The organism is Pseudomonas neustonica (assembly GCF_003797945.1).
Classification (GTDB): domain Bacteria; phylum Pseudomonadota; class Gammaproteobacteria; order Pseudomonadales; family Pseudomonadaceae; genus Halopseudomonas; species Halopseudomonas neustonica.
The window spans coordinates 35459-58196 of sequence record NZ_RKKU01000008.1 but is presented as its reverse complement, the minus strand read 5'-3'; the positions used below and the strand labels follow the sequence as shown (position 1 = coordinate 58196).

At 55.8% G+C, this 22738-nt stretch carries 17 protein-coding genes and 1 riboswitch; of the genes, 11 read left to right on the top strand and 6 right to left on the bottom strand.

What is annotated here, in order from left to right:
* The first annotated feature begins 33 nt into the window (after positions 1 to 33).
* The 5 genes from secD to EF096_RS08715 all read left to right on the top strand — a co-directional run bounded on the left by secD (position 34) and on the right by EF096_RS08715 (position 7849).
* Positions 34 to 2559, top strand: a complete 2526-nt coding sequence (gene secD / locus EF096_RS08735) for a protein translocase subunit SecD (RefSeq protein ID WP_123889248.1) — start codon at positions 34 to 36, stop codon at positions 2557 to 2559.
* Positions 2560 to 2569: 10 nt separating this feature from the next.
* Positions 2570 to 3634, top strand: a complete 1065-nt coding sequence (locus EF096_RS08730) for a calcium/sodium antiporter (protein WP_123889247.1) — start codon at positions 2570 to 2572, stop codon at positions 3632 to 3634.
* Positions 3635 to 3747: 113 nt separating this feature from the next.
* Complete coding sequence (locus EF096_RS08725) at positions 3748 to 4182, top strand: group II truncated hemoglobin (protein ID WP_123889246.1); 435 nt, start codon at positions 3748 to 3750, stop codon at positions 4180 to 4182.
* Between the two features lie 355 nt (positions 4183 to 4537).
* Complete coding sequence (locus EF096_RS08720; protein ID WP_123889245.1) at positions 4538 to 5764, top strand: ATP-grasp domain-containing protein; 1227 nt, start codon at positions 4538 to 4540, stop codon at positions 5762 to 5764.
* A gap of 75 nt (positions 5765 to 5839) precedes the next feature.
* Positions 5840 to 7849, top strand: a complete 2010-nt coding sequence (locus EF096_RS08715) for a hypothetical protein (protein WP_123889320.1) — start codon at positions 5840 to 5842, stop codon at positions 7847 to 7849.
* A gap of 33 nt (positions 7850 to 7882) precedes the next feature.
* On the opposite strand, the gene EF096_RS08710 is transcribed toward EF096_RS08715, so the two are convergent.
* The 3 genes from EF096_RS08710 to EF096_RS08700 are packed head-to-tail and all read right to left on the bottom strand — an operon-like array spanning position 7883 to position 12098.
* Positions 7883 to 10222 carry an ammonia-forming cytochrome c nitrite reductase subunit c552 gene (locus EF096_RS08710; protein WP_123889244.1) on the bottom strand — a complete coding sequence of 780 codons (2340 nt, stop codon included), beginning with the start codon at positions 10220 to 10222 and terminating at the stop codon, positions 7883 to 7885.
* 53 nt (positions 10223 to 10275) lie between these two features.
* The gene (locus EF096_RS08705) at positions 10276 to 11127 is read right to left on the bottom strand and encodes a D-hexose-6-phosphate mutarotase (RefSeq protein WP_123889243.1); all 852 of its coding nucleotides are present in this window, start codon (positions 11125 to 11127) and stop codon (positions 10276 to 10278) included.
* A gap of 32 nt (positions 11128 to 11159) precedes the next feature.
* Entirely contained in the window at positions 11160 to 12098 is a 939-nt protein-coding gene (locus tag EF096_RS08700; protein WP_123889242.1) for a GGDEF domain-containing protein, read from the bottom strand.
* 307 nt (positions 12099 to 12405) lie between these two features.
* On the opposite strand from EF096_RS08700, the gene EF096_RS08695 reads away from it, so the two are divergent.
* Positions 12406 to 13794: a sodium:solute symporter family transporter gene (locus EF096_RS08695; protein WP_123889241.1), complete on the top strand. Its 1389-nt coding sequence runs from the start codon at positions 12406 to 12408 to the stop codon at positions 13792 to 13794.
* Between the two features lie 166 nt (positions 13795 to 13960).
* Positions 13961 to 15463: a flavin-containing monooxygenase gene (locus EF096_RS08690; protein ID WP_123889240.1), complete on the top strand. Its 1503-nt coding sequence runs from the start codon at positions 13961 to 13963 to the stop codon at positions 15461 to 15463.
* A gap of 19 nt (positions 15464 to 15482) precedes the next feature.
* Here EF096_RS08690 and EF096_RS08685 read toward each other — a convergent pair whose 3' ends face one another.
* Together EF096_RS08685 and EF096_RS08680 are read right to left on the bottom strand one after the other, a co-directional pair.
* Positions 15483 to 16709 (bottom strand): MFS transporter, encoded by a 1227-nt coding sequence (locus EF096_RS08685; RefSeq protein WP_123889239.1) that lies wholly within the window; start codon positions 16707 to 16709, stop codon positions 15483 to 15485.
* A gap of 398 nt (positions 16710 to 17107) precedes the next feature.
* Positions 17108 to 17560 carry a hypothetical protein gene (locus tag EF096_RS08680; protein ID WP_123889238.1) on the bottom strand — a complete coding sequence of 151 codons (453 nt, stop codon included), beginning with the start codon at positions 17558 to 17560 and terminating at the stop codon, positions 17108 to 17110.
* Positions 17561 to 17678: 118 nt separating this feature from the next.
* Positions 17679 to 17830, top strand: a riboswitch (FMN riboswitch).
* A gap of 82 nt (positions 17831 to 17912) precedes the next feature.
* Here EF096_RS08680 and EF096_RS08675 point away from each other — a divergent pair.
* Entirely contained in the window at positions 17913 to 18401 is a 489-nt protein-coding gene (locus EF096_RS08675) for a 6,7-dimethyl-8-ribityllumazine synthase (RefSeq protein WP_123889237.1), read from the top strand.
* Between the two features lie 15 nt (positions 18402 to 18416).
* On the opposite strand, the gene EF096_RS08670 is transcribed toward EF096_RS08675, so the two are convergent.
* Positions 18417 to 18629, bottom strand: coding sequence for a dodecin (locus tag EF096_RS08670; protein ID WP_123889236.1), 213 nt, complete (start codon positions 18627 to 18629; stop codon positions 18417 to 18419).
* 182 nt (positions 18630 to 18811) lie between these two features.
* Between EF096_RS08670 and EF096_RS08665 the strand changes: the two genes are divergently transcribed.
* From EF096_RS08665 to EF096_RS08655, 3 genes are all read left to right on the top strand, one after another.
* Positions 18812 to 20167, top strand: a complete 1356-nt coding sequence (locus EF096_RS08665; protein WP_123889235.1) for an imelysin family protein — start codon at positions 18812 to 18814, stop codon at positions 20165 to 20167.
* 115 nt (positions 20168 to 20282) lie between these two features.
* Complete coding sequence (locus EF096_RS08660; protein WP_123889234.1) at positions 20283 to 21698, top strand: di-heme oxidoreductase family protein; 1416 nt, start codon at positions 20283 to 20285, stop codon at positions 21696 to 21698.
* Between the two features lie 14 nt (positions 21699 to 21712).
* The gene (locus tag EF096_RS08655; protein WP_123889233.1) at positions 21713 to 22738 is read left to right on the top strand and encodes an imelysin family protein; all 1026 of its coding nucleotides are present in this window, start codon (positions 21713 to 21715) and stop codon (positions 22736 to 22738) included.

Sequence of the window (22738 nt, the reverse complement as noted above, 5' to 3'; positions counted from 1 at the left end):
CAACTACTCTCATTTATAGTTTGAGTATTACCCATGAAATCGCTACGTTCACGAGCCCTGACTTACGGCTTGGTGATTGCGCTCGGACTGCTGAGCGCGTTACCCAGCCTGTTACCTAACTCTGTGTCTAACAGACTGCCGGCCTGGTATACCCAGCACACCATTACCCTTGGCCTCGACCTGCAAGGCGGCTCGCATTTATTGCTGGAGGCCGATACCCAGACGCTGTTTACCGATCAGCTTGAAGCATTTTCCCGTGAGTTGACTGTCGCCATGCGCAAGTCAGCTATCGCCTACCAAAGCCCCTCCTTCAGCGGTGTGCACGCGGCATTGAAAGTTCATAACCCCGCGCAATTGACCCAGGCCCTGAAGCTCGCCAGAGAACTCGCGCATAACCAGGTTGACGGACATCAGCGCTTCGATATTCAGGCCGAGGACGGACAATTACTGATCCGCCTGAACAAGCAATGGCAGCAGGCGTTATCAAAGGATGCGGTAGAGCGCAGCCTGGAAGTCGTGCGGCGTCGTCTGAATGAAACCGGCCTGGTTGAGCCAAGTATTACGCGTCAGGGTGACGACGGCATTCTGGTGCAAATGCCAGGCGTGGCCGATCCCCACGAGATTCGCACGCTGCTGGGCACAACGGCCAAGATGCTGTTTCACTGGCAGGCTCTGCCTGACGCGGGTAATAACGCAGATACCCAAATAGTTGCCGGTGCCAATGGCGAGCAGAGCTACCGACTCGAACGCCGCGTAGCCATGGCAGGTGAGCGTATCAGTGATGCGCAGATGGCCTTCAGCCCCGACACTGGCCAGCCGGTGGTCACCTTCAAGCTCGATAGCCAGGGAGCCAAGCTGTTTGGTGAGATAACCCGGGACAACATCGGCCGGCCCCTGGCCATCGTTCTCGACAATAAGGTGATTACCGCGCCAGTGATTCGCAGCGTCATTGCCGGCGGCAGCGGCGAAATCAGCGGCAGTTTTTCTACTCAAGAGGCCAGCAACCTGGCGCTGCTGTTGCGCGCCGGCGCCTTGCCGGTGCCGCTGCATGTGATTGAGGAGCGCACGGTCGGCCCGGATCTGGGCAGCGATGCGATTGCCATGGGGCTAACCACGGGGCTCATCGGCGCAGCCATGGTGATCGCCTTTATGCTGGGTATCTACGGTACCTGGGGCCTGATCGCCTGCATTGGTCTATCGGTCAACATCGGGCTGGTATTCGGTGTGCTTGGCGCTTTGGGTGCCACCCTCACGCTACCGGGCATTGCCGGTATCATACTGACCGTGGGTATGGCGGTGGACGCCAATATCCTGATCAACGAGCGGATTCGCGAAGAGGCGCGCCGCGGAAAGTCGGCTGCCATGGCTCTTAAAGAAGGCTTTGATCGCGCCTACAGCACCATTTTGGACTCCAACCTGACCACCCTGATTGCCATTAGCTTGCTGTTTCTGTTTGGCAGCGGGCCGGTAAAGGGGTTTGCCGTCACCATCGGCATTGGCTTGCTAACCTCAATGTTTACCGCCATTGCGGTGACGCGCCTGATGATGGAAAAAAGCATCAAGGGGAAAGAACGCCAGCCGCTGAAAATATCCGGTATCACCTGGCTGGATAAAACCAGTGGGCGTGGGATTGATTTTCTGCGCGGACGATTTATTGGACTGGCTGCCTCTGCGCTTCTGTCGATTGCATCGATCGCCCTGTTTGTGCAGCCGGGGCTGCACTATGGCGTCGATTTTACCGGCGGTACCGTGATCGAAGTGCAAGCTCAGTCGGTCACGGTTGATCAACTGAGACAGTCGCTGGAAACACAAAGCCTGGGGGCGGCCAGCATTCAGGAATTTGGCGATGATGGTCACTTTTTGATTCGATTGGCAGCGCCAGCCGGTCAGTCAGGCCAGACAGCCACGCAGGTCGACGAGATCAAATCAGCGGTAACCCAGCTGCAGGCCACAGCGGAATTTCCGCGTGTCGATATGGTGGGCCCCAAGGTCAGCGGTGACTTCAGTGATCTCACCATACTGGCGATTCTTGCAGCCGGGGCCGGCATGCTGCTTTACCTCTGGGTGCGCTTCGAGTCGCATTTTGCCCTGGCTGCTACCTTGACGATTGCACTGGACCTGACCAAGACCATTGGTTTTTTTGCGCTCACCGGCGTCGAGTTCAACCTCACCGCTGTGGCTGCCCTGCTCGCCTTGATTGGCTACTCTGTCAACGACAAGGTGGTGGTATTTGACCGTATTCGCGAGAACCTGCGGCTCACCCCGGACAAACCCATGTTGCAGCTATTGAACGAGAGCATCTCGTCTACCTTAACGCGGACCATCTTTACCTCGGTGACCAGTTTTCTCGCCTTGCTACCGATGGGCATCGCCGGTGGCGCTGCGGTGGCCAGTTTCGCTCTGCCTATGCTGTTTGGCATCGTGATCGGCACCAGTTCGTCAATCTTCATCGCTTCCCCGATTCTGTACTACCTTAGCCAACGACGGAAACGTAAGGGGTTAGCGCAATTACGGCCCACGGCTGAAGAAATACAAAAACAACTGAACGCTATTCCCTGAGGAATTCGATATGTCCTGGATAATGCTTATTGTCGGCCTGGTGCTGTTGATTTTTGGTGCCGACCTACTGGTGAAAGGTGCGGCCAGACTGGCCGCGAGTTTCGGCGTGCCAGCACTGGTAGTTGGCTTAACGGTAGTGGCCTTTGGTACCAGCGCGCCTGAGTTGGCGGTCAGCGTCAAGTCTGCCTGGTCAGGGCAGGCCGAATTGGCTGTGGCCAATGTGGTCGGCAGTAACATATTCAATATCCTGTGCATTCTCGGGCTAGCGGCGCTCATTTCTCCGCTGGTTGTGTCGGCCCAACTCATCCGGCAGGACGTTCCCATCATGATCCTGGTGTCCGCGGCGGCCACGGCCATGGCCTGGGACGGCAGTATCGTGAAATGGGAGGCGGCGTTGCTGTTTATCGGATTGCTCGCCTATACCGGATTTCTGTTCCTGCAGGGCCGCAAGCAGGGTCTGGAGACGGCTGACGCAGACACCGCCGGGCTTTTGCAGCAGAAGGCGCCACTCTGGCAAAACCTCGCGTTACTGGTTGTTGGCTTGGTCCTGCTGGTGTTGGGCGCGCGTTTTCTGGTGCAGAGCGCAGTGCAGATAGCCTCGTCCTTTGGTGTCAGCGATGCGGTGATAGGTCTCACGATAGTAGCTATCGGCACCTCGCTGCCGGAGGTCATGACGTCTGTAGTGGCTACCCTGAAGGGCCAGCGCGACATCGCTATCGGCAACGTAGTTGGCAGCAATATATTCAATATTCTCTGCGTACTCGGGTTGTCAGGTCTGGTCTCGCCGGAGCCTTTGCTGGCCAATATGCAAATGGCATCGCTGGATATGCCGGTGATGTTGGCTGTAGCGCTGCTGTGTTTGCCCCTGTTCTTCGTGGGTGCAAGTTTATCGCGGTTGGAAGGCGGGCTATTTCTCGTGCTTTACGCCGCGTATGTCTGGTACCTGATCGCACTCACACTCAACCTGGGGTATCTGAGCGACCTGCGAACAGGCATTATTTTCGTGCTGGTTCCCCTGGTGGCGGTCTACGTCACTACGCTATTAGGTGTCGACCTAAGGCGGCGCCTCAGATAACGCATGCGCGACGCTGTGCCACCTTGCTCAGCAGGCCGCCAGGCACGATGATGTCTTTGGTCCAGCCACAGTCGGCTTTCCCTGCAGGTAGCGATGAAGGAGTTAAAGCGTAGATGAACGACACTACAAAGCCGCTGTTTGGCACAGCAGACGCCTCTTATCAGGCGGCCGGCGAACTGGCGGGAATTCAACAGTTAGTGACTGATTTCTATCAGATTATGGACACCTGGAGCGGTGCAACCAAGATCCGGGCCATGCACAAATCCGATCTTAGTCAGTCTGCTGACAAGTTGACCTGTTTTCTGTCTGGCTGGCTGGGCGGGCCGCGGTTGTATCAGGAGCGCTATGGCTCGATCAGCATTCCCGGCTTTCATGCTCAGTGGCCGATAGATGCTCAGGCTCGAGATGCCTGGCTAGGCTGCATGCAGCAGGCCATCGAACGCCAGCCGTTCAGTGCGGACTTCAAAGGGTATCTATTGGCTCAGCTTAGCGTTCCGGCCAATCGCGTCGTACAGGCCAGTCAGGCCCGCCTGCAAGCCAGTCAGTAAGCCCGCTGCAGCTCGCAGACGCAGCATTTACATCAACTAGCTCCGCTGGCTCGAATCAAGAGCCAGCTTTACCAGCAGCACGCGCTCATTGCCAGCCGATGGCAGGCCCCACACGTCGGTAGAGGGTAGCCCCTGAAACGGAATACCCACCCATTTTTGCTTTGTACTCAAACAACTTTAAATCACCTTCCATATCGGGATTTCAACAAAAAACGCCGTAGTTACTAAGCGCTCAGATTAGCCGCAGCCTTCCAAGCCATGTATGGTAGTTACATATATAAGCGATCTGGCCCGGCTTGGTAATGTCCAATGACGTAGCCAGATCTTCTCTTCAAACGCTCTCAGGAGGCTACATATGAAGAAGGATCCCACTAAAGGTTTCATTGCACTACTCGGTTGGGCACCCAATGCCGTCGAAGCAGCAGCTACCTTCGACCGCCGCTATGTTGTTGTGGCACCTGAATGGGCGGAAGAGTATTGCAAAACCCATAACATCCCCTATCTACCCTGGAACTTCGAGCGTTTAAATGATCGCTCAGTGGAAATTGCACAAACCCTGAAAGACATGGGTGTCGATGTTGCTATTCCGCTATTCGAAGAAACCGTAGAGTGGGCTGGTGCGATCAACTCGGTGCTGCTCGACAACCCTCGTTTGTTTGGTCAAGCCATGCTGATGCGTGACAAATCGCTGATGAAGCGTCGAGCGCAGCTGGGCGGCATCCGCGTAGGTATCTTTGAAGAAGCCCATGACCGCGAGGACGTTATCCGCTTCCTCAAGCGCGTCAACCAGACCCTGCTAAAGCTGGACGGTGACCCGAACGATCCAATCCACTTCAAGGCCTTCGATAAGGCTGGCTGCCTTGGGCACCGCGTTATTCGTACGCCTGATGATGTTGATGCCATTCCGGATGATGAGTTTCCGTCACTGATGGAGTCGCACCTGGACGGCTGGGAGTTCGCGGTAGAGGCATGGATTCACAACGGCAAGATTCGCTTCCTGAACATTTCCGAGTACGTGCGCCTGGGTTATTCAGTGCATGTGCCTGCGTCACCTAGCCTGGAAGCCTACCGCCCGCAAATCGTCCAGCAGATCGAAAAGCTGATCAAGACCTTTGATATCGAGTTCGGCATGATTCACCCCGAGTACTTTGTTACCAGCGATGGTGAAATGTACTTCGGCGAGGTCGCTTACAGACCGCCAGGCTTCAAGGTTTTCGAGCTTCTTGAGCGCGTTTACAAGGGCTTCAATGCGTATCACGCAACCATGCTGGTATTTGATCCCAAAACGACTGAAGAAGAGGTCAAGGCTTACTTCCCGCGCGAAGTTGAAGACGCGACTGGCTACGCCGGCTGCTTTGGTGTTTACCCACGCCGCCGCGTTGTGAGCAAGCTGGAGATGCCTGAAGAGACAGAAGATCACCCTTACTTCGAGTCCCATGAGTTAACCACTCCGCTGGAAGAAATGGTAACCAAGCGCACGGCGTTCGGCACGCATTGGGGTCTGCTCTACTTTGTCGGTGAGGACTCTCAGGTGATGCACGACCTGCTAAAGCGTCAGGAAGAACTCGACTTCTACGTGTAGCACTTCAACGACTGGCCCCCTATTATGGGTCGCAACAGTTTGAGCAAGGGGAAGTGTGTGGTGAACAGCGATACCATGAATCAGGTTGATGACAGCAAGCTGCAAATGTTGTTGTCGCGATTCGATGACGCCGTTCAGGCGATGGCAAGTGCACCTGCGTTTGCCAAGATCGGCAAACTCGACCGGGTATTTGATACCGGGCGTCGTGCTCTGCTACAAGAAGGTGGCTGTGCCGCCGTCGCTGCTCGCGCCCAAATAATAGAGGCCGCAGGCGTCTTTATGGGCTCAGACTGGGATAGCCCACAAACCTTGGTTCCGGCACTGACCGGCCTCACCTTGCGCAGCCCGGATGCCAGCACGCTGGTGATCGAAGCATTCAGCCAGCTGCGACTGCTGGCTGTCTCGCGCGGGGACTACGCCCACCCGACCATTAGTGCCGAACAGGCGCATCATTTCCTCACCCAGGTTTTGGCCAGCAACCTTGTGCTGTTATTCAGCCCGCCCAGCGAAGCTGAGCGCGAGACGCAGGGCAAGCTGGTAGCGCTACCGCGCAACCTTCTCGAACATTTAGCAAGTTGTATTGGCTATGAATACATCATTGATCAACTGATTGATGAGATTTGGCGTATTCAACAGCAGCGGCCCATTCAAGTCAGCTCTGTGCGACGTATGATTACGCAGATAGCCATCTGCCAAGCCAATCCTGATATCGATCTTGGCACCAGCGGCCAAGGGGCGGATCGTCTAGTCAGCAGCCTTTTTGGCCCGACCCATGCGTGCCGTGAAGACCCCGGCGTAGCGGTCTATCAAGAACGGCTTGAGTATATGGACAACACCGCATTGCAGAGTGAGGCCACCGGCTTCGCTCGGGCAATGCACGACACCGGCCTGGTGTCTGCCTACCACACGGTCCTGGTCAGACACCTGCTCAACGAAGGTGAGCATCTGCTTTCAGAGGCTTTAGGGTTGTCATCCACCGGCCGCGATTGCCTGATGTGCTATCGCGAGTTGGCGCTCAGTCTGATTGATGCCTGCGTGTTTCCGGCAACGCCACAGGCCATTTACGGTTTATCGTTGATGCTGGAGCGCGGCATTCTGTATCAACCTCCCGTGGCTCCGGCGATGTGGCGACAGCTAGGGTTGCCGCTGAGCACCTACGCTCGTGATCGTCTAGCGATGGCGTTTGGCGATCAGGCTACGCCTGAGGCCTTCTTGCTTGAAGGCGTACTTTGCATGCTCGGCCTGCCGCTGGGCGTGGGTCAAGGCAACAATCCGACCTGTCAGTCGGCGCGCGCCCTGTCCATGTGGGCCTACAACGACCCGGACTACATGCTGCAAATGGTCACTTGGGCCGCGCGTGATAACGAAATCATCATGCACTTCGAAGGTCAGCCGGTCTCCTCCCAGGAAAGCCTGTCGGGTGTCGCAACCAGCCTGCCAATCGATCTCGATCCGGTGTCACTGATTGTCGTACCGCACCTCGACCGTATTTATGCCGAGATGGGGCGGCGTTGCATTGGCCGCGAAGGCGATCCGCACCGCTGGGTCAATCCGGAGTTTCATGGCTGGTGGTCTGGCCGAGGGTTTCGGCTGAATGTTGATGTGCCGACGGGCAAGTTAGTTGATCTTGAGAATTTTTTACGCCACTTTTATGCGGCTTATCACCCTTTTCACAATGGCAACCAGCCCCTGATCCATCCACAGCCCGCAGGTATCGCGGTGACTGATAGCGCTGCGCGCTTTATTGGCTGGCATGCGATTACCATTTTGCGCGTGACGCTAGACCCAAAGGATGTGATGCGCGTTTACTTCTTCAATCCCAACAACGATAGCGGCCAGAACTGGGGCGACGGTTTAACCGTGAGCACTGCCGGTAATGGCGAACGCTTCGGGGAAGCCTCACTACCCTTCGAGCAGTTTCTCTCACGTCTGTATATCTTCCATTATGATCCTCTTGAGCACGGTGAGATGGCGAGCGTCACCCGTGGCGAGCTGGATGAGATTATTGGCTATATACAGCGAAGCTGGGGCGCCGATCGGCTGCCTGCTGGCGAACTGCAAGGTGATAGCGGACCAGCGGCCTGATCAGCTTTCTGGCTGATCTTCTGCTGCTGATAGCTAATTCTCCCCTTCCTGAAGCAGCTGTAATTTCAGGGTGCCCAGTTGCTGGTTACCGGGCGTCAACGCAAGGCCGACATCAACAACGTCAAGCGCTTCCTTGCGACGCCCAATAGAGTTAAGCGCTACCGCGTAACCATAGCGGTAGCGTACGGTCGTTGGCGAAAACTCAAGTGCATCGGCTAAAGGTTCAAGCGCCTGCGCTAGGCGCTTCTGTCGGACCTGCAATAACCCCAAACTGAAATGCAAAGACGCTGCCTTCGGCAAGCGCTGCAACCCATCCTTTAACAAGCGCTCACCATCAGGGTCGCGCAACGAGCCGCGGTAAAGATCCGCAAGATTCACGTAGGCAGCTTCAAAGTATGGGTCTAGCAGCAGAGCACGCTCGTAAGACTGCTCTGCCAGCGCCAGTTGGTTGCGTGCCTGATAATACAGGGCGAGATTCACCTGTGCTGAGGGGCTATCTGCATTAGCTTGTTGTGCCGCAACGTACTCATCCAGCGCATTTTGTAGATCGCTTCGCTGCTCTGCTGGCACCTGCTCTGGCGTAATATCCAGCAGCTGCTCAACCACCCCAAGACGAACCGTGCGAATGGGGTCCGTTAGTAGTGGCGCCGCCAACTGCCAGCGTATGAAGGGTGCGCGCCCCGCCAGCGCACGCAATGCACCAAGCCTCAACTGTGGATCAGGATCGCCCAGAGCCAGGCGGACATCGTCCAGCACCTCTGGCTCAGGCCAGTCTTGCAATAAGCTGGCGGCGGTCGCTCGGGCAATCATCGGTTGTGTTTGGTTACTCAGCAGCGCTAACAGTGCCTCGGGTGACTGCTGCTTACCGTTGCGCGCCTCATGCAGGGTTTGCGCATAGTCTTGATAGCCTTGTGGTATACGGCCATACCATTGCTCGACCTGATCCGCAGCCCATTGTGCACTCTGCTCCTGGTGGCAACCGTTGCAGGCATTAGGCACGCCAAGACTCAGGGTCTCGTCAGGGCGCGGAATGCGCAAACTGTGGTCACGGCGTGGATCGACGCCCATATAAGTGGTCGCTGGCATATGACAATCAACACACTGTGAACCGGCAACGTCTTGATGAAAATGATGCTTGGGTGTTTGGTATTCAGCGGATAGGTGGCATTGCAGGCATACGCCATTGCCGGGCGCGCGCAGTTCCAGGCTGTGAGGATCGTGACAGTCGCTGCAGGTCACGCCAGCGTCATACATTTTGCTTTGCACAAAAGAGCCGTGTACGAATACCTCATCCTGAATCTGGCCGTCAGCGTGATAAAGCCCTTCATCCAGGTTGGCCAACAGAAAGCTCTCGACCAGTTGCTGCGCGGGGGTATTGTCATCAAAGAGTTGGGCGCGGCGAGAGTGGCAAGCGGCGCAGACTTGAATCTCGGTTTCAGTCGTTTTGACCAGGCTGCGTTCTGGCCGGCCGCTTTCTGGGTTGTGCTGCCAGATGGCGTTGTGGCGTTCATCAAAGTTCAACGTCAGCCCTTTCTGGCTGACTTGCTGAGCGCTCAGTTGTTGCGGCGCCGCTGCCCACTGCAGATGTAGCGAGCCTGGGCCGTGGCAGGATTCACAGGCTACATCAATATCGGACCAACTAGTCTTGTAAGCATTACGGACTGGGTCATAGTTACGTTGCAGGTTGGTGGAATGGCATTCAGCACAGGTCAGATTCCAATTGAAGTTGCGCCCGGTCCAGTGGAAGGCCTTGTCCGAATCATCGCCATTAAACTCAGGATTGAGCTGGAACCAGCGCTGACCGCCCTGCTCTTTTAACCGCGCATCCCAGGCTACGCTGAACGCCTGATAGCGACCGCCGGGTAGTTCCAGCAAGTATTGCTGCAAGGGATAAATACCGAAGGTGTAACGAGCCAGGTAATCCTGATACTCACCCTGTTCATTAGCGGTGTTAATGACGAATTCAGCGCCCCGGCGAGAAAAGCGCGTCGTTATGCCGCCGAACTCAAACACCGCATCATTGAAGTCACCCAATACGCTTGTGTCAGTGCTTTTTTGCATCGCCAGATCATGGTGCGAATTAGTAAAGCGCTCAGCCTGCTCCGCATGACAACCCACACAGGTTTCCATCCCAACAAACTCTGCGACCAATGCAGACTGGCCAGCAGGTTGAATGTCTATGATGGCAGGATGCACACTGGGCTTTTGTACCTGTGTCTGCTGAGCCCACCAGGCCGCTGCAGCCAATAGCAAGACTAATATCGCCAACAGCAGAATCAGACTCTTTTTGCGGTTGCCAGAGGAGATAGTAGGTGCAGTGCTGCTGTCTTCTTTGCTTACCGGCGCCTTCTTTTTATTTTGCGTGCTGCGCATCGTTTTGGCCTTGTTCGCTCCTGAGCCGAGCCTTCGTAGCCTCGCCGCCTTCGCTAGTCTGCGTGTTGAATACGCGTACCCAAGGTATGCTGCTCACCGGGCTGCAACACGCGAGCATCAGGCCCGGCGTTAGCTGCCTCGATACAAAGCATGCGCAGATAGCCTTCGGCAGGAAACTCACTTAACCGCAGGCTTTTATCCACCCACGGGTTCCACACCACGACTGACTCACTGCCTTGACGCTCAACCACGACCGAGTTGTCGCCTGCATGCAAGTACAGGTTATCGCCATTACCGTAATAGATGCGATCCAGCTCTGCGTTGAACTGCACATCGCCTGCTTGGGTTTTGTGTGTCCAGCCATCCAGCGCATCGATATAACACGAGGCATCCAGCCCGCTGATGCGCGCCTGGTGAATACTGCCAACGGGCAAATAGGTATGTAATGCCTGACTCAACTTCATGGGTTCCGCGCCCACATTGGTGGTGGTGAGCTGCCCATCAATGCCTGCGCCCAGACGAAACTCGACATACACCTGCCAGGGCTCGCCCGGCAACTGTTCACTGATACAGGCGGCGGGCAGGTCAAAGCGCAGATATACACCCTGGCTATCTTCCGTGGCGGTGCTAAGCACCCACTTGGCACGCCGCGCTATGCCGTGTGCCGCCGCTGGGCGATCACCACCAAACCAGGGCCAGCATAGCGGGATACCGCCGCGCAGTGATTTTCCCGGCAGCTGCGGATCATCGGGGCTGACCCACAGCAATGGCAGCTGTCCCTTTGGCGTGCATTGCAGAAGATGAGCCCCTTCCAGCGCGATCCTGGCTGACACTTGCGGGTGATCTATAACAACAAAGGTCTTGCCGGCGGGGTTATCTATAAGTTGAATGCAGTCTGGCAGCATCAGCGAAAATCCATCGTGAAAATTCAAGGTTATCACGCAGGAAGCGTAAGTACCGCGACACAATTACGCTGACGAGCTTTTGCTATATAGGTCGCTTTATCGGCAAAATGCATAAGCTGCTCAAGGCTGGCATTACCGTCGCTCGATGCCGTCACACCAAAACTGCAGGTCAGCTTAATCAGCTTGCCTGCATAGTCAACGGTCATCGCCTCAACTGCCTTACGCAGTCGTTCCGCCATATCGCAGGCCACTGCAATATCGGTGCCGGGGAGCAGCAGAGCGAACTCTTCACCGCCGACACGGGCCAGCACATCGCCAGCGCGTATCTGACTACGTACCGTGTCGGCGAGCGACTTTAGTACCTGATCGCCAGCAGCATGCCCATAGCAATCGTTGACCTGTTTGAAATGGTCCGCATCAAATCCGATCAACGCTAATGGCTGGCCCGAGCGTCTGGCTTGATCAATAGTCGGTTGGCTCAAGGCAGCAAAAGCTCGGCGATTGTTCAGTCCAGTAAGCTCATCCTGATAAGCCAGTTCTTCAGCGCGCAACTTGGCTGCACCAAGCTCAGCCTGCATGTCCTTCAGCTCGGTTATATCCGTGGCAATCTCGATGCGCACCAAGCGTCCGTCAGGCCACAAAATCGCTTGATCACGACACTGATACCAACGCTGGGTAACCGTGTTGCGAAACTCCCATATATGAACCTCTCTGGGTTCACCATTGCTATCAAGCAGGCGGCCATTAGTGCAAAAGCTGCAAGGCCCCGATTGCCCCTGCTGCAGCACCTGCCAGCATTTGCGATTATTGGCTTCACCCCAACGTTTTCTGCTGTAGGCGTTTAAAAAGAGCAGATCGTAGCTTTGCATATCAGCTACATAGATCGCCGCATCAATACTATCGAGAACGGTCTCAAAGGCACGCTGGCTTACGGTTTTTGACTGCTGATCCTGCGCTTTAGTGTCTGGCATATAGCTACCTGCTTACGTGCTGTGCTGCTGAAAGCCGTTATTCAGTTGTTGCTACCGAGCCTCGGCACATAAGGCCATTATCGGCGAAAGACCACGCCAACCCCAAGGAAATATTAAATAGCCATCAACCTACGCTGACAAGTCGATGTATGACATCATATTGCCGCTGTAAGCCCCATAACAATTCAACTCGTCGCCAGGGGAGTTCAAGCAGAGCCACGGCCTGCTTTAGCTGAGAACCCGTTGGTCAACTGACCAACCAAACCCTGGAACCTGATCCGGATAATACCGGCGGAGGAAGCGCGACATGTCGTATCTGAGTCTGGCTGCCGTAACGGCTGCCTTGTTGTTATTTATATGGATTGGCCTCAGGGCCCGCCAACCCGACACCGGGCTGGACGACTACATTACCGCACGTAACAGTCAGGGCGCTCAAGCACTGGGGCTGTCATTTCTGGCATCTGGCATGGGCGGCTGGATTCTGTTTGCCCCGCCAGAAGTGGGCGCACTGGTCGGCCCGGTGGCATTGGCAGGCTACGCTGTCGGCGCCGCCCTGCCCTTTATCGTACTTGCCTTTTGTGGACCCGCTATCCGCCGTGCACTGCCTGAAGGTAGAAGCATAGGCGAGTTCGCTCAGGCCTGCTTCGGCGGCGGCGTGCGTCGCTGGGTCGCTTTAATCTCGCTGTTGTATATGAGCTGCTTTCTAATTGCCGAACTAACTGCAATCGGCGCCATCACCGGCATGCTCTCCGATATCAACCCGGCGCTGGTGATTGTCGGCGTTGCCCTGGCGACCCTGGTTTATACCGTTTGGGGCGGACTGCGCGCGAGCCTGATGACGGACCGCTGGCAGGCGTGGATGCTGCTTGGCCTGCTGCTGGTTGTAGGCTATGTCGCGCTACAGCGTTTACCGCACATTGATACCAGCGCGCCTATGCCGGGCATTCCAGCAGACGCAGCACTGGGTGTGGCACTAACACTGGTGATCGCGGTGACCGCAGCCAATCTGTTTCATCAGGGCTATTGGCAACGCGTCTGGGCGGCAGAAGATGCGAGCGCTCTGGGTAAGGGCGCACTGCTGGGCGGTATCACCACGGTTCTGGTGGTGGCGCTGGTCGGCGGCATGGCCATACTGACGGTTATGAGTGGCGCTGATATCGGCTCACCCCCAATCCCCTTCTTCGCTATGCTCAGCGACGCACCGGCTTGGCTAAGCCTGCTGGCGCTACTGCTGGCGTTAAGCCTGGTTGCCTCGTCGGTCGATACCTTGCAGAACGCCATCGCTTCGTTAGCCGTGACCGAAAAGAAAGGACTTTCTATCGTCGCTGCACGCTGGTTTACCGTGGTGCTGATGGTGCCGGTTGTGCTGATTGCCCTGCAGGGCATCTCGGTATTGCGATTGTTTCTGATAGCTGACCTGTTGTGCGCGACTGCGGTAGTCCCTGTCCTGCTGGGACTGTGGTCGCGGATGACACCCCTGGCTGCCATAGCCGGCTCTGTTGCAGGTTTGATCGGTGCAGTTCTGCCCGGCTGGGTCGCCAGCGCAAGCCTGAGTCAAGGCATTCTCATTGCCAGCTTTCCCGGCGGTGTACCTAGCTTAGGCCCCTTCGTTGGCGCGCTACTCGCCTCCACCCTGGTCAGTCTGCTGGTTGCTACTCTTGCGCCTCGCCGGGCTTCGGTAGAGCTGCATCGATAGACAGGACCGGCGTCATGGTGTCGGGATTGCGCTAATCATGGACTGCTATGCGGTAACGGCTAAACACACCGTTGTTTATTCAATAGCCGTGAACGTCTGTACGCAGCAAAACCTACGGGCAGCATCTATAGTCATCTAAGCCAAAAAACAAAAACAGAAGGCTGCGATGACTATGGAACATCATGATGTGATCATCATCGGTGCTGGCCTGTCCGGCATCGGTACTGCTTGCCACCTCTCCCGCGAATGCCCTGAGCACAGTTATCTGATACTTGAGCGCCGAGACGCTATCGGCGGCACCTGGGACCTGTTCCGCTACCCCGGCATTCGCTCAGACTCCGATATGTTCAGCTTTGGCTACGCTTTCCGTCCCTGGAATGCACTGCGCACACTGGCTGACGGCCCAGCCATCCGCCAGTACATTACCGATACCGCCAAGGAGCATGGCGTCCTGCCGCACATCAGCTTTGGTCAGGAGACGCAGCACGCCAACTGGGATTCCAAGACACAGAGCTGGACTGTCAGCACGCTCGATAGCAAGGGTGCAAGACACCTGTTCAGTTGCGACTTTCTGATCAGTTGCACCGGTTATTACGATCACAAACAGGGCTACCTGCCCCAGTTTCCGGGGGTTGATACATTTAAGGGACGCTGTATTCACCCACAGCACTGGCCAGAAGATCTTGATTATCGCGGCAAGCGGGTGGTGGTCATTGGCAGTGGCGCAACGGCGGTAACCCTGGTCCCAGCTATGGCTCAAGAGGTTGCTCATATCACCATGCTGCAACGCTCGCCCTCCTACATCATGTCCGTTCCCGCGCAAGATACCTTGACCGCGGTACTCAGCCACCTAATGCCAAAAAGCTGGGCCTACCGATTAGCTAGACGTCGCAACATTGCCATTCAACGCTGGATTTACAAAGCTGCTAAACGTTGGCCAGATAAGACCCGCCGGTTTTTACTCAAGGGCGTGAGTGACAAGCTCCATGATCAAAGTCTGATGCGCGACTTTACCCCTGACTATATGCCCTGGGATCAGCGGCTGTGTGCAGTGCCCGATGCAGACTTGTTTGCCGCTATCAACAGCGGCAAGGCATCGGTTGTCACCGATCAAATCAGCACATTTACCGAGGATGGAATACGTCTGGCCTCGGGGCAGGAGCTTAAGGCGGATATCGTCATAACGGCAACCGGCCTGCAACTACAAGTGCTCGGTGGTACCCAGCTGACAATAGACCGTAAGCCATGCGACATCAGCCAACGTATGACCTACAAAGGAGTACTGCTTGAAAACGTACCCAATATGGCGTGGGTATTCGGCTACACCAACGCGCCCTGGACATTGAAAGCCGATCTGGCGGCAGCTTATATCTGTCGCCTGCTGAATCACTTAAAGGCCAGCGGACTGGCCGTAGCCCAGGCCGCTGATCGTGGTAATAACCGGCAAACTGATTCAATGATGGGCGCCCTGCAATCAGGCTATGTGGCGCGCGCCAACGGAATATTGCCACGCCAGGGCGCTGCACTGCCCTGGCAACTGCTGAACGCCTACGAGCTGGACTCAGTCATGCTGCTGGACGACCCCATAGAGGACGCGATTCTAGAGTTGATACCGCACGAGCGCGGGAAAAAGGTGCCAGATCCAGGGGCAAGCAAAGCTACCGCCTGACTGTAACAACCGCAGGCAGTTAATCAGCCGACGCCGACAGCGACTCAGCCGCATCGTTTTTTGGCTCGACAAAAAAGAGCGTCAGCAACGCCAATGCAGGCATGCCGCCACCCAGTATGGCTGCCATCGGCCAGCCGCCGTGGGCATATCCCCAAACGCCAATCGCACTGCCCACGGCCCCGCCAACAAAAAACGTGGCCATATAGAGCCCATTCAAGCGGCTGCGCAGATCGGCGCTGAGGCCATAGATAGCGCGCTGCCCCAGAACTACGTTGCCTGAAACGCCAAAATCCAGGAGGACGGCAGCCATCACCAACAGCGCCAAAGAGCTGGCTGAGCCCAATGGCAGCAGCAGCGTGATCGCAAACGATATTATGGCAAACAGCATAGCCGCGATAGTGGCTTGCCTGGTGAGGCCTGCATCCGCGACACGGCCAGCCAATGGCGCAGACACCGCACCGGCTACACCTGCTAATGCGAATAGCGCGATACCGGACTGCGACATATTGAATGCGGGACCGGCCAACAGCAGCGGCGTGGTCGTCCAGAACAAACTGAAAGCACCGAACATCATGGCCTGATAGAAGGCGCGACGTTGCAGAATCGGGGTTTTAAGAGCCAAGCCACCCATGGAAGCCAATAACCCGCCATAGCTGATAGCCGCCTTGGGTAAGCGCGGTGGCAACACCAGCCGAATAGTGATCCCCAGCACCAACATCACCAGCGCAGAAAACACGAAAACCGCATGCCAGCCATACAGATCGGTAATAAAACTGGCTACCGGGCGAGCCAACATGATGCCGAACATCAAGCCGCTCATCACATTGCCAACCACCTGACCACGACGCTCTTCGCTCGCCAGATGCGCAGCTAGCGGTACGATCACCTGAACCGCCACCGCACCCACACCAATCAGTAACGAGGCGATGAGAAATAGCGCTGCGTTATCGGCAAAGCCGGCGCCGATAACGGCCAGCATCGACAAGCCAACCATAGCCAAAATCAACTTGCGATTTTCTACCAGGTCAGCCAGCGGCACGACCAGCAACAAGCCGATCACATAACCAATCTGGGTCAGGGTGACGATCAAACCAGCAGATTCCGGCGACATGCTCAACGCACGACTAATAGGTCCGGCCAGCGGTTGCGAGTAGTACAGGTTGGCGACAATCAAGCCACAACATAGAGCCAGGAAAAACGTCATTCGGGCTGAGATGTGACGATCAGAATGCGACGGCGCGGTCATGCAAACTCCGGTGCGGGATAGTGAAGCGGAGCATTAACGCACACTTGTTCGAGTTTTGTCGAAGTAAACTGTGTCAAATAAAACAAAAGACTGTTTCACTCTAGGATACCTGCCTGTGCTACCAGCTATTGATCATCTCTTGCCGGGCTGCGCGGCGAACTTTTTCAGGGTAATCGTCGGACAGATACCAGATGCCCTCCAGCTCGGAGAAGTCCAGACCACGTCGCTCTGGTCGTGAGCCCGTGAGTCCGTGAGCTCGTGAGCTCGTGAGCTCGTGAGCGACAGAAAAAATTATGTCGCCACTTATCCAGGTATGGCACTACCAGTAGTGGTGAACGCTTTTATATAAGCTACGCGCTTGCTCACCCTAACGGGGAAACGCTAGCCGCTCCCTGACGTCAAGCCATACTGAGGCTCATCGCTTGCTGCTTCTGCTCATCGCTCAGAGAGTCACCGTCCATTGCCTGGGCCAGGCTCGCGTAAGCAGTGGTCAAGGCTGAATTAAGGCTGCTCAGCTGTTGCTGTGCCGCTTTAATCTGTTCCGGATCAGCACCGGCGCGCTGCAGTTCAGACAACTGCGCCTGTTGTTCGGCGATCTGCGCTTTCAGCTCGCGGATTCGCTTGAGTAAACTCTTGATAGTGTCTGGAAGATTGCTCTCTTCGACTGCCTGATCGGCTTTGCTCGCCGAGGCCTTGGCCTGCGCACGTTCCGACAGCGTCACTTTGATCCCTTGGCCCAACTCACGCACCGAGGTTGAAGGTGCTTCAGCGTCCTGATTAGTTACCTCTGGAGTACGAGCCGGCGAAGCCGAGGCAGCTGCAGCTGCAGCTGGAATGGAGTCAATACGCATGGTCACCTCTAAATTATCATGCAGCTGTATCGGCCGCCATTGGCAAAGCTTTATCTCTGACTTGCATTTTGACGCCTTTGGCCAGAAGCCTTATATTGCTGCCCGCTGTGTAAAACAGCGTCGTTCTCGGGGCGGGGTGCAATTCCCCACCGGCGGTAATGGAGTTAACTCCTCAGCCCGCGAGCGCTCTACCCGTGTTATCGGTCGAGGTCAGCAGATCTGGTGTAATTCCAGAGCCGACGGTGATAGTCCGGATAAGAGAGAACGCGTCAGTCGCCTGCGCCGCCGCTTTCCAGCGCCCGGCCTTGCCCTGCCCGTTCGCCCTGATTCACCTTGGTCCAGGAAGTAACTGATGAATCAGAGCTCAACGAATTTCACTTTTGATCGCCGCAGCCAGCGCGTTGCTTTCATTCACGCCTCATGGCATGCCGACATTGTTTTGCGTTGCTTGGAAGGGTTTAAAAGCCAATGGCAGGAACGCGGTTATGATCCTGAACTGATCGACGTAATCGCCGTTCCAGGTGCCTACGAGATTCCACTGCAGGCCAAACTGCTAGCCAAAACCGGACGTTACGCCGCAATTGCCTGTAGTGGTTTGGTAGTAGATGGCGGGATTTACCGCCATGATTTTGTTGCCAACGCAGTCATTTCTGGCCTGATGCAGGTCCAGCTTGAAACTGAAGTACCGGTGTTGACCGCTGTACTCACCCCGCACCATTTCCATGAGCATGATGAGCACAAGCAGTACTTCAGTCGTCATTTCGTTAGCAAGGGGGAAGAGCTGGCCAGCGCAGCAGATGGCGCGATAACGCTAACGTTCGCAGCGAAGGCCAGCCAGTAAAAAATCCATACCGAATTAATTGGTATCGAGACGGAAGCCCACTTTAATCACAACCTGATAGTGGGCGACCTTGCCATCGGTCACGTGGCCACGGGTTTCCATGACTTCAAACCACTCGACATTCTTGATGGTTTTGCTGCACTCAGCGATCGCGCTTTCAATGGCTTCTTCAATGCTTTTGGTAGAGGAACCTGCGACTTCTACTTTCTTGTAAACGTGGCTAGACATCGTTTTCTCCATCTATGGATTGAATATTCTCACTGTAAGATGACAGCCAGATCCACTCAGGGTTCAGGTTGATTTGCCGATGCAAGGCACTCATGCGTTGCAATATGTCATCCCCTCCTTATAATTAGTAATGCAAATCACTATCATTATTTAGTTAATAGCTATAAGACAGGGAGTACTCCATGGCTGTGCGTTTTCCTCTACAGGCGCTTGCGCTGGCAATATCCACCTCTTTTTTACTGACCGCGTGCAGTGATGAGAACAAGACTGCACAGCCTGATGCTCCAGAGCAGGCCGCTACAGCGCCCAGCGAGTCCGCTGAAAAGCCAACGACCGATAGCACCGTTAGCCCGGAAGCGGTCGTTAGTCATTATGCCGACCTCGCGCACGCCACCTTTGAAGACGCTCTAATCACCGCCAAGGCGTTGGATGCTGCAACTGATGCGCTTATCGAAAATCCCACCGCCGAAAACCTCGCTGCGGCCAAGCAAGCATGGTTAGCCGCCAGGGTCCCCTACCAGCAATCCGAGGTTTTCCGCTTCGGCAACGCTGTGATTGACGACTGGGAAGGCCAACTGAATGCCTGGCCGCTGGACGAAGGTCTGATCGACTACGTCAAGGCTGAAGGCTATCAGCACGCACTGGGCAACGACGGTGCCAACGCGAACATCATCGCCAATACCGAACTGAATATTGGTGGCGAGACTATGGACCTGTCCACCCTGACACCTGACCTGCTCGCCAGCCTGAACGAAGTGGGCGGTTCTGAGGCGAATGTTGCAACCGGCTATCACGCTATCGAGTTCCTGCTCTGGGGCCAGGACATGCATGGCTTTGCAGCAGGTGCTGGCGAACGTCCTGCCAGCGACTATGCCAAAGGCGATGATTGCACCAATGGTCACTGTGATCGCCGGGCAGCTTACCTCGATGCGGTAACCGACCTACTGGTGACCGATCTGCAGTGGATGGTGGGTCAGTGGTCTGCCGATACCGAGGGCAACTACCGCGCAGAGTTTGTTGCCATCGAGCCGCAAGTTGCTTACCAGAAAATGCTCTTCGGCATGGGCTCGTTGTCGCTCGGTGAACTGGCCGGCGAACGCATGAAGGTGGCACTGGAAGCTAACTCATACGAAGACGAGCACGACTGCTTCAGCGACAACACGCACAACTCGCACTATTACAACGGCAAAGGCATTCAAAACGTCTATACCGGGACTTATCTGCGCGTTGACGGCACCGAGTTAACCGGCGCTTCGCTGTCTGACCTGGTTGCCAATAACGATGCCCAGTTGGACCAGAAACTGACTGCAGAACTGGACTCCACCATGGCTGCTTTGGGTGAAATGAAAACACGTGCCGAGGCATCAGAGAATCCGGTCAAGTTCGACATGATGATTGCGCCCGACAACGCTGAAGGCGCCAAAGTTATAAACGACGCAATCGCGGCGCTGGTTGAGCAAACCGGATCAATCGAGAAAGTTGCCGCCATTGTAGGTGTTGATTCACTCCAGCCCGACGATGCAGGCCATAGCTTCTAATACCCAACGTTGTAACAGTAAAACCGGTGATGCAGCTACTTACGCTACCACCGGTTTTTTTGATTGCGTATCATCAGCAATCGCAACTACTTCTGATAAACGGTAGGTACGTTTTATGACTCGCCCTCATTACCGACTTAATAGACTCCTGGCTCCCTTAGTACTTGTGTCCAGCGCAGCACTTGGGTCGCAGTCCACCTACCCTATTCAAGACACGCCTTTGACCGGTGGCGAAGGCAGTGTAGAGCAGCACGATCACAACGCTTTTTCTTTACCGCAAAGCAACCTGTCGATCACCAAGCGTCTTGATTTCAGTGTTGGTAACAGCTTTTTCCGTAACCCCTGGGTCGTCGCCCCTGCCAGCACCGACGCACGTGACGGGCTTGGTCCCCTGTTCAACACGAACTCATGCCAGGGCTGCCATATCAAAGACGGTCGCGGCCATGCACCGGCATCCATTGATGAGCCGTCGGTATCACTTTTTTTACGGCTGGCAGTGCCGGCCGATCCTGAACGCGATGCAGAAATACTCAAGCGCCACGGATTTTTGCCTGCGCCAGTTTACGGCAGCCAGTTACAAACATCGGCTATCCCTGGCATGAAGCCAGAGGCCAACATGGTCGTGGAGTGGCAAGCAATTGAGCAAAAACTGGCGGATGGTACTGTAGTCACGCTGCGTCAACCGATTTACCACATTGAGTCACCCAACTACGGCCCGATGCCAGATAACCTGCTGATTTCGCCGCGGGCTGCGCCACCCATGACCGGTTTGGGCTTGCTCGAATCTATTGCCGAAGCTGACATTCTGAGCCGAGAAGATCCTGAAGATGAGAATGGCGACGGCATTTCCGGACGCGCCAACCGCGTCTGGGACAAGGCAAGTGAAACCACGGTGCTCGGTCGTTTCGGCTGGAAGGCAGCAGAGCCCAATATTCTGCAACAGTCGATGGGCGCTTTTGCCGGAGACATGGGACTGACCTCCACTCTAAGCCCGCAAACCGACTGTACGCCGGAGCAACAATGCGGTGCCTTCCCTAATGGTGGAGACAAGGAAGTCAGTGACAAAGTCGCCAACTTCATTGCCTTCTATTCCGCCAGTCTGGCCGTGCCGACCCGTCGCGAGATGGATGATCCTGAAGTTCAACAGGGTGCCGAACTATTCAACCAGCTCAATTGCGCGGGCTGCCACACGCCGACCTACACCACGGCTAAGGTGGAGCGCGAAGATTTGAGCGGACAGGTCATCTGGCCCTACACCGATATGCTACTGCACGATATGGGGCCTGGCTTGGCTGACGGCCGTGATGAATTCCTGGCTGATGGCAATGAGTGGCGCACGCCGCCACTCTGGGGCTTGGGCCTGGCACAGCAAGTCAACGCCAACGCAGGCTTTCTGCACGACGGCCGTGCACGCACGCCGGAAGAGGCCATTCTTTGGCATGCAGGCGAAGCCACAGCCTCAGCGGATCAGTATCGGCTACTGCCCGCGGCTGAGCGCAGGGCTTTACAGCGTTTTCTTAACTCCCTCTGAGCGAGATACTTTCCATGAAGCTTCTTTATCGTATTGGCTGCGCCTCGTTGCTGTCTCTGGGCTTGATCAGCAGCGCACAGGCAGAAACACCCCGCGCAGCCTGGCACGCGCAGATTGGTCACGGCTACAGCCAGTTGGCAGCCGCGACCAGCGAACTGGAAAAAACCGCTGACAGCTATTGCGCAGCCCCCTCTCCCGCCAGCATGCAAGCACTTAAAGAGCAATGGCTGTCCGCGTTCAGCGCCTGGCAGGCAGTACGTTTTGTTGGCTTTGGCCCGATTGAAGAGAATACCCGTGCCTGGAAGTTTCAGTTCTGGCCAGACCCCAAGAACCTGACAGCCAGCAAGGTGGATTATTGGTTGAACGGTGACAAAGACATCACTGCCGATGCCATTAGCCGTGACAGCGTTGCCATTCAGGGCTTTCCTGCGGTCGAATACCTGCTGTACGACGAGCGTATCATCGATACAGACAAGGCTCTGCCAGCAGAACGCAGCTGCAACCTGCTGACTGCAATCAGCAGTAATCTGGACGCCAACGCCAACGCCTTGAACACTGACTGGACCGCGCTTGAAGAGCGTTACCTGAGCGTTGAGGATTACGACAACGGCACCTTGCAATCGGCCATGCAGTCCCTTGAACTATTAGCAGACTGGCGTCTGGCTGCACCTATCGGTGAACGCGGCAATGGCAAACCCAATCCCTACGTTGCCGATGCCTGGCGCAGTGGACAGTCGCTCAACACAGTGCATGCATCCCTGCAGGGCCTGTCTGATTATTTCGTACCTGGTCTCACGCTCTTACTGGCAGAGAACGATCAAATGACGCTGGCCGAGCAGTTCAATCAACAGTTGAACAAGACTCTGGATCACTTTGAGCAGTTGCCCGCGGATATCGCCCCCCTAATGGAGACAGAAGAAGGACGGAAAAGCCTCAAGGCACTGCTGGAGGATGTGAATACCACTAAAACCATGCTGACTGGCCCTGTTTCCGCAGCCCTGAGTGTGGTGCGTGGCTTCAACTCCAGCGATGGCGACTGA